Source organism: Longimicrobium sp. (assembly GCF_036554565.1).
In the GTDB taxonomy this organism is placed as follows: domain Bacteria; phylum Gemmatimonadota; class Gemmatimonadetes; order Longimicrobiales; family Longimicrobiaceae; genus Longimicrobium.
Genome location: NZ_DATBNB010000083.1, coordinates 1 through 8,910 on the forward strand (window position 1 = coordinate 1; position 8,910 = coordinate 8,910).

An 8,910-nucleotide genomic window follows, 5' to 3' on the forward strand; every position below is an offset into this window, starting at 1 on the left:
AGCGCCCACGAAGCCCGCCATCGAAAACTTGAACGTGCCGCGGACACGCTCGTCGTCCAGGTGCGTGATGGTGATCTGCCCGGACGTGCCGACGAACAGCGCCTCCGCGTCTTCGGTAGAGGTGTCGTCCTGGCCCAGCACGAACGCCGACAGGAACGCGCAGTTGGGATTGGTCTCCGCGCAGGTGACGGTTCCCTTCGACGGACCCTCGATCACCACCAGCAGGCCGTCGTACTTGTCGTTGCCGGAGCGGCCTGCCTGGGAGTAGAGCACCAGCGCGTCGCCGCCCTGGGGATCTTCCACCAGCTCCGCGAGTGCGAAGGTGCCGCTTTCGGAGTTGGCGGCGGACACCTTGCCCTCTGCGTCGTACTGGCCGCTTACCGCGCCGGTGTAGGAGAAGTGCATCTCGCCCACCAGGTTCCGGCCGGGGCCGCTGGAATCCTTGCAGGCCGCCAGCGGGAGCAGCGCGAGTGAGGCCAGGGCCAGGAGGGTGCGTTTCGATGTGCGCATGGAAGGGATCCCTTCTTTCGATTCAGGTCGGTGCGGCCCTCCGCGGCATGCGGAGCGCCGTGCTTCATTCGCCCCTGGCGGGAAGGACGAAGGTGAACGCCGCGCCCGCGGGCGGCGAGTTCCGAGCCACGAGGTCGCCGCCCATGGCACGGGCCAGGCGGCGCGAGATGGCCAGCCCCAGCCCGCTGCCGGGCTCGCCCTTGCTCTTGGGCGCGGAGCCCAGCTGCAGAAACTCCTCGAACACGGCCTCTTCGCTGCCGAAGGGGAGCCCCGGGCCGGTGTCGCGAACCTCGATCCACGCGCGCCCGCCGTCGTCGCACCCGGCCGCGACCGACACGGCGCCCGCGTCGGTGAACTTCACCGCGTTGGAAAGCAGGTTCACCAGCACCTGCCGCACGCGCGGCGGGTCCACGCACAGCGTCTCTTCGCGAAGCGGGTCTACCTCGGTGCGCAGGTCCAGCCCCTTGCTGCGCGCCTGCGGCTCCACCACCACCAGCGCGTCGTCCACCAGGGCGCCCAGCGTCACCTCTTCGCAGTTGAACTCCATCCGTCCGGCGTCCAGCTTCGCCAGGTCAAGGATGTCGTTCACCAGCTGCGACAGGTGGCCGGAAACCTGGCAGATGCGCTCCACCATGTCGTGCTGCTGCCCGTTCAGCTCGCCCACGATGCCGTCGGCCAGCAGCTCGCTGTAGCCCACGATGGCGGTGATGGGCGTCCGCAGGTCGTGGCTCATCGCCGAAAAGAACCGCTCGCGGCGCACGGCGGCCTCCGTCAGCCGGGCGTAGGCGCGGGCGTTGGCGAGCCCCGCGGCGGCCTGCCCCGCCAGCATCCCGGCCAGCGCGTGCATCTCCTCGTCCGCCTCCGCGGCGGTGCGCCAGGCCACCAGCAGCGTGCCCACCGGGTCGCCCGCGTGGTGAAGGGGAAAGACGAACCCCGCGCCGCCCCCCACCTCCACGCGGCCATCCTCCCCCGCGGGCGCCGCCACCCGCGCGGCCAGCTCGTCGGTGCCGATGGACCAGCCATCCGCCACCCACGCGCGGGGCTGCTCGATCAGCGGCGTCGACAGCGCGGCCGCCCCGGCGCCGAGCACGGCGGGAAGGCGGCGGCAGAGGCCGTCCCAGATGCGGTCGGCGTCCACCATCGAGGCGGACTCCGCGGCCAGCCCGCAGAGCGCCTCCAGCCGCCGGGCGCGCGTTTCCCAGTGGGCCGCGGCGGCCGGCGCATGTGCCGGGGTGGACTGGGAGTTGCCGTCGGCCATCGGTTTCCTCGCTGATCGGAGTGCGGGCCGCGTGCGGCGGCCTGGGGCTCCGGCTATCTTGGGGGCCGCACGGCGCCCCGGCAAGCCAACCGACGTCAAACGAGATGACCCTTCGTCCGCTCCGCCTGAAGAAGAACGAGGACCGCCGCCTGCGCGCGGGCCACCTGTGGGTGTTCAGCAACGAGGTGGACGTCCGCGCCACGCCGCTCACCGACTTCGAGCCCGGCGAGCCCGCCGAGGTGCAGGACGCGCGCGGGGCGCCCATGGGCACTGCCTACGTCAATCCCCGCTCGCTGATCGCCGCGCGCCTGGTCAGCCGGCAGCGCAACCGCCCGCTGGACGGCGACCTGCTGCGCCGCCGCCTGGCCCGCGCCCTGGCCCTTCGCGAGGCCGTCTTCCCCGCCCCGTACTACCGCCTGTGCTACGGCGAGGGCGACGGGCTTCCCGGGCTGGTGGTGGACCGCTTCGGCCCGCACCTGGTCGCGCAGGTGACCACCGCCGGCATGGAGCGGGTGCTGGACGACCTGGTGCAGGCGCTGCGCGACACCGTAAGCCCCGAAAGCCTGCTGCTGCGCAACGACACCTCCGGCCGCGCGCTCGAGGGGCTGGAGCCGTACGTGCGCCCCGCGTTCGGCGACGTGCCCGAGGTGCTTTCGCTGGAAGAGAACGGCGTCCGCTTCCAGGTTCCCGTCTCCGGGCAGAAGACCGGGTGGTTCTACGACCACCGGATGAACCGCGCCCGGCTGATGGCGTACGCCCGAGGCCGCCGCGTGCTGGACGTGTTCAGCTACGTGGGCGGCTGGGGCGTGCAGGCCGCCGCCGCCGGCGCGTCGTCCGTCGTCTGCGTGGATGCATCGGCCCCCGCGCTGGAGTGGGTGGGGCGCAACGCCGAGTTGAACGGCGTGGCGGACCGCGTATCCGCCGTCCGGGGCGACGCCTTCGACGTGCTGGGCCGCATGGTGGCCGATGGCGAGCGCTTCGGTGCGGTGGTGCTGGACCCGCCCGCCTTCATCAAGCGGAAGAAGGACGCCCAGGCCGGGGCGGAGGCGTACCGGCGCGCCAACCAGCTGGCGATGGAGCTGCTGGAGCCGGACGGCATCCTGGTCTCCGCGTCCTGCTCGTACCACCTGCACCGCGACGGGCTGATGGACGCCATGCTGCGCGCCAGCCGCCGCCTGGGACGCGACCTGCAGGTGCTGGAAGAGGGCCACCAGGGGCCGGACCATCCCGTGCACCCGGCCATCCCCGAGACGGCGTATCTCAAGGCATTCGTCGCCCGCGTCGGCTAGGGAGCGCGAGGTACCAGGTGCCAAGTGCCCAGCGCCAAGTGACAGGTGCCTGGTTGGAACCCCGGGTTTGTCCTGGCACTCGGTACTGGGCACCTGGTACTTCCGTTCTATCGATCAGTGCGAAATGCCGACGCTGAAGCCGATATGAAAGGTCAGCAGGTCGGTGTCGCTTCGCACGGGGTACAGGGTGATGCTGCCGTCGGGGTGGTCCTCGATGTCGCCCTCGCGCAGGTACTCGGCGACGCCGTTGTTGTGGTACTTCACGCCCAGGTCGATGCTGGCGCGCGACGAGCGGGGACCCACGGGGATGTAGATTCCCCCGCCGCCGCCGTACGCAAAGCTGCCGTCGTCGAAGTTGGTGGTGCTGGCGAAGTCCTCGTCGTCATACGTTCCGGAGACCGAGGACTGCGTCCAGATGAACGAGTAGCCCGCGTAGCCGTTCACGTACGGGCGCAGCCGCCCGGTGGGCACGCCGATCTGCGGGCCCACGCCCACGAAGGCGATGTTGTTCGACGTGGTCAGGTCTACCAGGATGCGGCCGCCCACCGTGGGGCTCAGCGGAACGCGCTGCCGCTCGTGGCCGTACACGATGATCCCGGCGTCGGCGCGGATGCCCAGCCATCCGTCGCGGTCCAGCTGGTGGATGTAGTTCACCTGCCCGCCGAAGCCGCCGTTCACGTAGTCGCTGAACTCGCCCTCGGTGCGGGCGGCGATGAAGCTTCCGCCGAAGAAGCCGCCCGTGGGCTGCTTCTCGTAGTACTCCTCGTCGTCATCGTCGTCCCAGTCCCAGTCGTCGTCCTGAGCGGCGAGGGGCGCGGCGATCAGCAGGGCGGCCGCGGCGGCGGCAATGATGCGGGCTTTCATGGCTTCAACCTCGTGCGGGGACGAGAATCGGAAAGGTTCGGGGCCCGGCGATCTGCCGCCGAACCCCGTAGCACAGGGGCAACGTGCGGGCCGCTCGCGGGATGGAACGGCATCGCGGTGCGGGGCATCGACTTACCGATTTCGGGCGATGCGGTGGGATCCAGCGGGTGACCACTCGGGAGGACAGCACTAGCGTCCGCGGGTGTCCACGAATCCAACAACGTTCAAGGTCGCGGCGATCGCGACAGGGAAGGCCTGACCGATGGCGGTGGAGATGACGGGCCGGTACGCCGGCGGACTGAAGACGGAGCTGCGGCACGGGCCCTCAGGCGCGGAGATTCGCACGGCGGCCCCGGTAGACAACGCGGGCGATGGAAGCTCGTTCTCGCCCACGGACCTGCTGGCGGCGTCGCTGGGCGCGTGCATGGTCACGGTCATGGCCATCTACGCCGAGCGCAACGGCATGCCGTTCGACGGGGTGAGCTTTTCGCTGGAAAAGCACATGCGGGCGGACCCGCGGCGGGTGGAGTCGCTGCCGGTGACCCTCCGCATGCCCGCCGCGCTGACGGACGAGCAGCGCCAGAAGCTGGAGCACGTGGCGCTCACCTGCCCCGTGTACCGCAGCCTGCTGCCGGAGATCAGCAAGGAAGTGACGTTCGTCTACGAGTGAGGGGTGCCCCTCCCGCGGCCCCCTCCCCCGGCCCCTCCCCGCACAAACGACGTGCGGAGAGGGGAGAACAACGCCCGCGTCCTCGGCTGCCGTGGGGCCCTCACCCGGCCGCGCTGACACGCGTGCCCCCCTCTCCCACAAACAGCGTGGGAGAGGGGGTACACTTCAGCACCGGTGCACCCCCAAGTCCTTGCGGCACAGCAGTTTGTCATCCTGAGGCCAAGCCACCCCGTACTCGCCCGCGAACCATCCCAGCACTGGGTGCGCACCCAAATCCTTACCGCGCAGCACCTTGTCATCCTGAGGCCAAGCCACGCCGTACTCGCCCTCCCACCATACCGGGCGGGCCGAAGGATCTAGCGGCGGCCACGTACAAGCCCGGGCGCGGCAGCGGTCGCCCTGGCCGTGGCCTCGGCCTCCGCCCCGGCGGTTCAAACCGCAGCTGGAAAGTCACGAAGTCCGCCGCGCGGACTGGGCGGGACAGTGCCGTGCGCGTCGGCAGTGGCGGTCGCGGCTCGAACTTCCAGCGGGGTCGCACGTCCTTGGGACGTCCAAGCTCTGGGCGCGCCCGACCGTCCGCGGGCGAAACGGTACGCAGTGTGCTAAAAGCGGCGATCTGGGCAGACGATCCGACATTTCGGGAGGCGACGATGAGCAAGACGGAACGCAGTGGACATACGACCACGAACCACGAGTTCATCAAGCAGTGGGTGACGGAGCGCGGTGGACACCCCGCCTGCGTCCGTGGAACCGGCGAGGAGGAGATCGGCGTTCTGCGCATCGACTTTCCCGGCTACTCGGGAAGCGATTCGCTGGAGCCCATCAGCTGGGACGAGTGGTTCGAGAAGTTCGAGGAGTCGGAGCTGGCCTTCCTTCACCGCGACATCAAGGGTGAAGACGGCGGCCTGGACCGCTTCAACAAGCTGGTCAAGCGAACCGGCGACGAAGACGGCGAGTAAACGGAGCGGGGCGGGCCACCACGGCCCGCCCCGCTTCCGTTGCAGCCGATCCGGCCGCGGCCCTCGGCGCCGTCGGGCGAATGAATTCGCTGCAACGACCACACGAAGTCTGCCTTCGCAGACTGGCTTGCCATGGTGCGAGTTCGGCCGTGTGGCGCGGCCGCAGTGGGTGGCGGATCCCTCGGTCGCTGCAGAGTACCGCGTACGGGCAGGGATCCCGCGGCCGCTCCTCGGGATGACATCGCGCGCTTTGGGCAGGTGCGGTGTGCGTGGAGGGCGGCTCAGTACAGGGCCAGCAGGCGCGCCGGGCCGCCGGTGCCACCCGCGTGCTTGGGCGCCCCGACGACGATCACCGCGCCGGACGGCGGCACCCGGTCCAGCGACGCGACATTCTCCAGCCCGTAGCGCCCCGACCCCAGCAGCACGCGGTGCGCGTCGTAGCTGAGGGACGGGCCGAAGTCCAGGCTCAGCGTGTCCGTCGCCGCGCCCGCCACGTCGCGCTCGTGCGCCAGGAACTCCGCGGCCTCGCGGCTGAAGCCCGGCGCGTGCATCACTCCCATCGCATCCGCGTTCAGGAAGCGGCCGGGCTGGTCCAGCCGCGCTTCCCACCCGGAGTGCAGCGCGACCACCGCACCGGCGGGAATGCGCCCGTGCCGCCGCTCCCACTGGGCCAGGTCGTCTACCGTGAGCAGCGCATCCTCGTCTTTCGCCGCGCGTTCGGCGATGGAAATGACCGCGAGGGGCGCGACGAAGCGGCCGACCGGCAGCACGTCCGCCGTGGCGCCGTCCGCGAAGAAGTGCGCGGGGGCGTCCAGGTGCGTTCCCGTGTGCTCGGCATAGGCCACCTCGCCGGCCGAGAAGCCGTTCGCCTCCACCGAGAACAGGCGCGTGGAGCGGAAGGGGCGGTACGCGGGAAAGACAGGAAAGTCCGGCGTCAGCGCGTGGGTGAGGTCGCACACGCGCCGCAGCCGCCCCACCGCCTCGGGCGGAACGGCGAGCGCGGCATCGTGGCGGTCATCCGCGCGAGTGGACGCGGCAGGGATCGAGCGAACCAGCTCCGGGCAGCACATCGAGAATCATCTCCACGGGACAGGGCGGCGCCGCGGCCCCCATCGGCTGCGGCGCACGCTGCGAATCTCGTGCAGACGGGCCCGCTGCTCAACCCCGGGCGGAAATCTCGGCCCAGGCGCGCTCCGCCTGCAGCAGGTGGCGGTGCTGGTGGCGCGGGAGGATGGTGAGCGCCGAGTAGACGCTGTACTTCATCTTGTCGCTGAAGGGCGAGCCCACCTTCAGCTTGTGGAGCGGCATTCCGTCGGACTGGCGGATGACCTCCTCCTGCTGGCGCTGAAGGTCTTCGAAGGTGGCGATGATGTCCGCCGCCGGCTCCTTTCCCGTGGGGATGAACGCCGCCGTCGTCTTCGCCTTGCCGCCCCCGCCCGGCTTCAGCACCCGCCAGATCAGCCATCCCAGGAAGTCGCGCCGGAAGCGGGCCGGGGCCCCGGTGCGCGGAGCATCCGCAAGGATCGCGGCGATCTTGGGCATGTACGCCTGCGAGGTGAGGTTCAGATGGGCGATGCACTCGCCGACCGACCAGCGCTCCGGGCCGGGGCGCTCGGCCCAGCGCTCGGCGGGGACGGTGGCGGCCAGGCGGCGCAGGCGCTCGCTGGCGGAGTGGAGCTCGTCGATCACGGCCTGCAGCTGGGGATTCATGCGGCTTCTCCGGGGATGGCGGAGGGACGGGAGACCGGAAGCGTGCACGTTCGGCGTCAGGGCGGCGCGGCGCCATCGGCATCCGGCGGACGCGGCGCGGGGAAATGCCGCACGCGAGCCGCAAGCTTGCGTGCGCCCGCGCCGGCTGCAAGCGGCGAAACATGGGACGGGCGAAATCGTCTCCGATGTGCTATATTATCCGCAGCAGGCGGCGTTCTTGTTCTGCGACGCTGACGATATTCCCTTATCTGGAGGTTTAGGTGTCCCCAATTGATCTAGCGGCCGAGATGGCGGCGGCGCGCAAGCGCCGGGATGATTTGACGCAGCGCCAGCTTCGCGAGGCTCGTGCGCGGGCCATCCGCGCCACGGTGCGCCCCGGCTCGTCGCGCACCGAGATCGAGGAGTGCGCCCGCAGCTTCTATCCCAAGCTGAATCCCGTCCTGCTGGAAGAGGCGATCGAGTTGGTGTGCGAAACGCCCCGCGACACCCTGCCGCTGACCACGCCCGTCACCGGCTGATCCGCTCCACGCCGGACGCAGTGGATTCCGGGGGCCGGACCGCACCACGCGGTCCGGCCCCCGGGCCGTTCCAGCCCACTTCCGCGGTGCGCGTTCCGTAGCTACATTGGATTGAGAACGATTCTCAATCGCGCAGAGCCATGACCCAGACGCCCCACGCCGCCCTCGCGGCGACGGACACCTTTCGGCAGATCAGCGAAACGGAGCGCGGCGAGCGCGCCCGGCGTGCAGCCGCGGGCGCCCTGGTGCTGGGCGCGGTGGAGCGGGCGGGCGAAGGCGCCGCGGACGAGTTCACGCTGCGCCGCGCGTCGGCCGAGGTGGCGGCGCTGGACCGCTGCGCCGAGCGCACCATTCTCCTGCGGATCGTGCGGGTGCTGGAAGACGCGGCTCCCCCCTCGCGGCTGGCGGGCGCCCTGGTGAGCTACGCCTGCGAGCTGGAGACCACGCGGCGGCTGCCGGAGGCGAACGCCGCCGTGTCGCTGGCCTTTGCCCTGGACGTGGGCAGCGGCGCCACCGCGCTCCACGCGGCCCGCCTGGCGCGCAAGCTGGGCGACGCCGAGCGGGCGCTGGCGCTGTACTGCGCGGCCCGCGACCTGGAGGGCGGCGACGGGCAGATCGCCCGGCTGGCGGCCATCGGCGAGGCGGTGGTCTCTCCCGGGGCCGAGGCGGCGCTGGGGCGGGTGGTGCGCCGCGCGCTGATGGCGGGCGACTCCGAGTCCGCGGGGGTGGGGCTGGAGGAGCGGGCCCGGCTGCGGCGCGCGCGGGGAGACAGGAAGGGCGCCGCGCGCGACCTGGCCGTGGCCGCCGCGCGGTACACCGATCCCGTGGACCGCGCCCGCGCCTGCCACGAGCTGGCGGGCGCCGCGCTCGCCGCGGGCGACGTGGCCGCGGCGCGCGAGGCGCTGCTGATCGCCCTGGCCTGGGGCGACGCGCCGCAGAAGGACCACGCGCGCACCCGGCTGCACACGCTGGCGCGCGACGGCGGCGACCAGGTGGGCATGCGGCGCTGGCGCTCGTTCAAGCGCCCGTCCCTCGTTTCGCTCTCCGCCCACCGCGCGGGCGCGGACGGCCGGTCGCTGGCGCCGCGCCTGCTGGCCTGGCGCGAAAGCATGGGCGAGCGCGCCACGCCGTA

Annotated in this window: 9 protein-coding genes and 1 pseudogene; 5 read left to right on the top strand and 5 right to left on the bottom strand. The window is 71.5% G+C overall.

What is annotated here, in order from left to right; all coding sequences use genetic code 11:
• Positions 1–510: hypothetical protein (locus tag VIB55_RS02225; RefSeq protein ID WP_331875032.1), on the bottom strand; the 510-nt coding region annotated here is incomplete at its 3' end.
• A 64-nt stretch (positions 511–574) separates the two neighbouring features.
• On the bottom strand, positions 575–1,768 hold the full coding sequence (locus tag VIB55_RS02230; RefSeq protein WP_331875033.1) for a HAMP domain-containing sensor histidine kinase: 1,194 nt from the start codon (positions 1,766–1,768) through the stop codon (positions 575–577).
• A gap of 104 nt (positions 1,769–1,872) precedes the next feature.
• Between VIB55_RS02230 and VIB55_RS02235 the strand changes: the two genes are divergently transcribed.
• A complete protein-coding gene (locus VIB55_RS02235; RefSeq protein ID WP_331875034.1) occupies positions 1,873–3,057 on the top strand; it encodes a class I SAM-dependent rRNA methyltransferase in 1,185 nt (394 codons plus the stop codon).
• Positions 3,058–3,171: 114 nt separating this feature from the next.
• On the opposite strand, the gene VIB55_RS02240 is transcribed toward VIB55_RS02235, so the two are convergent.
• Complete coding sequence (locus tag VIB55_RS02240) at positions 3,172–3,921, bottom strand: hypothetical protein (protein WP_331875035.1); 750 nt, start codon at positions 3,919–3,921, stop codon at positions 3,172–3,174.
• A 262-nt stretch (positions 3,922–4,183) separates the two neighbouring features.
• Here VIB55_RS02240 and VIB55_RS02245 point away from each other — a divergent pair, with 262 nt between their 5' ends.
• Positions 4,184–4,591: an OsmC family protein gene (locus VIB55_RS02245; RefSeq protein ID WP_331875036.1), complete on the top strand. Its 408-nt coding sequence runs from the start codon at positions 4,184–4,186 to the stop codon at positions 4,589–4,591.
• 650 nt (positions 4,592–5,241) lie between these two features.
• Complete coding sequence (locus tag VIB55_RS02250) at positions 5,242–5,550, top strand: hypothetical protein (RefSeq protein ID WP_331875037.1); 309 nt, start codon at positions 5,242–5,244, stop codon at positions 5,548–5,550.
• Between the two features lie 281 nt (positions 5,551–5,831).
• On the opposite strand, the gene VIB55_RS02255 is transcribed toward VIB55_RS02250, so the two are convergent.
• Both VIB55_RS02255 and VIB55_RS02260 read right to left on the bottom strand, forming a co-directional pair.
• Complete coding sequence (locus VIB55_RS02255; protein WP_331875038.1) at positions 5,832–6,620, bottom strand: cyclase family protein; 789 nt, start codon at positions 6,618–6,620, stop codon at positions 5,832–5,834.
• An 88-nt stretch (positions 6,621–6,708) separates the two neighbouring features.
• A complete protein-coding gene (locus tag VIB55_RS02260; protein WP_331875039.1) occupies positions 6,709–7,260 on the bottom strand; it encodes a DinB family protein in 552 nt (183 codons plus the stop codon).
• A gap of 260 nt (positions 7,261–7,520) precedes the next feature.
• On the opposite strand from VIB55_RS02260, the gene VIB55_RS02265 reads away from it, so the two are divergent.
• Entirely contained in the window at positions 7,521–7,778 is a 258-nt protein-coding gene (locus tag VIB55_RS02265; RefSeq protein ID WP_331023837.1) for a hypothetical protein, read from the top strand.
• A 140-nt stretch (positions 7,779–7,918) separates the two neighbouring features.
• A pseudogene (locus tag VIB55_RS02270) lies at positions 7,919–8,910 on the top strand (hypothetical protein); the annotation flags it as partial.

Coding starts and splice junctions, on each gene's coding strand:
- VIB55_RS02255 (WP_331875038.1), bottom strand. CDS start 6,620: ATGTGCTGCCCGGAGCTGGTTCGCTCGATCCCTGCCGCGTCCACTCGC.
- VIB55_RS02230 (WP_331875033.1), bottom strand. CDS start 1,768: ATGGCCGACGGCAACTCCCAGTCCACCCCGGCACATGCGCCGGCCGCC.
- VIB55_RS02245 (WP_331875036.1), top strand. CDS start 4,184: ATGGCGGTGGAGATGACGGGCCGGTACGCCGGCGGACTGAAGACGGAG.
- VIB55_RS02240 (WP_331875035.1), bottom strand. CDS start 3,921: ATGAAAGCCCGCATCATTGCCGCCGCCGCGGCCGCCCTGCTGATCGCC.
- VIB55_RS02235 (WP_331875034.1), top strand. CDS start 1,873: ATGACCCTTCGTCCGCTCCGCCTGAAGAAGAACGAGGACCGCCGCCTG.
- VIB55_RS02260 (WP_331875039.1), bottom strand. CDS start 7,260: ATGAATCCCCAGCTGCAGGCCGTGATCGACGAGCTCCACTCCGCCAGC.
- VIB55_RS02250 (WP_331875037.1), top strand. CDS start 5,242: ATGAGCAAGACGGAACGCAGTGGACATACGACCACGAACCACGAGTTC.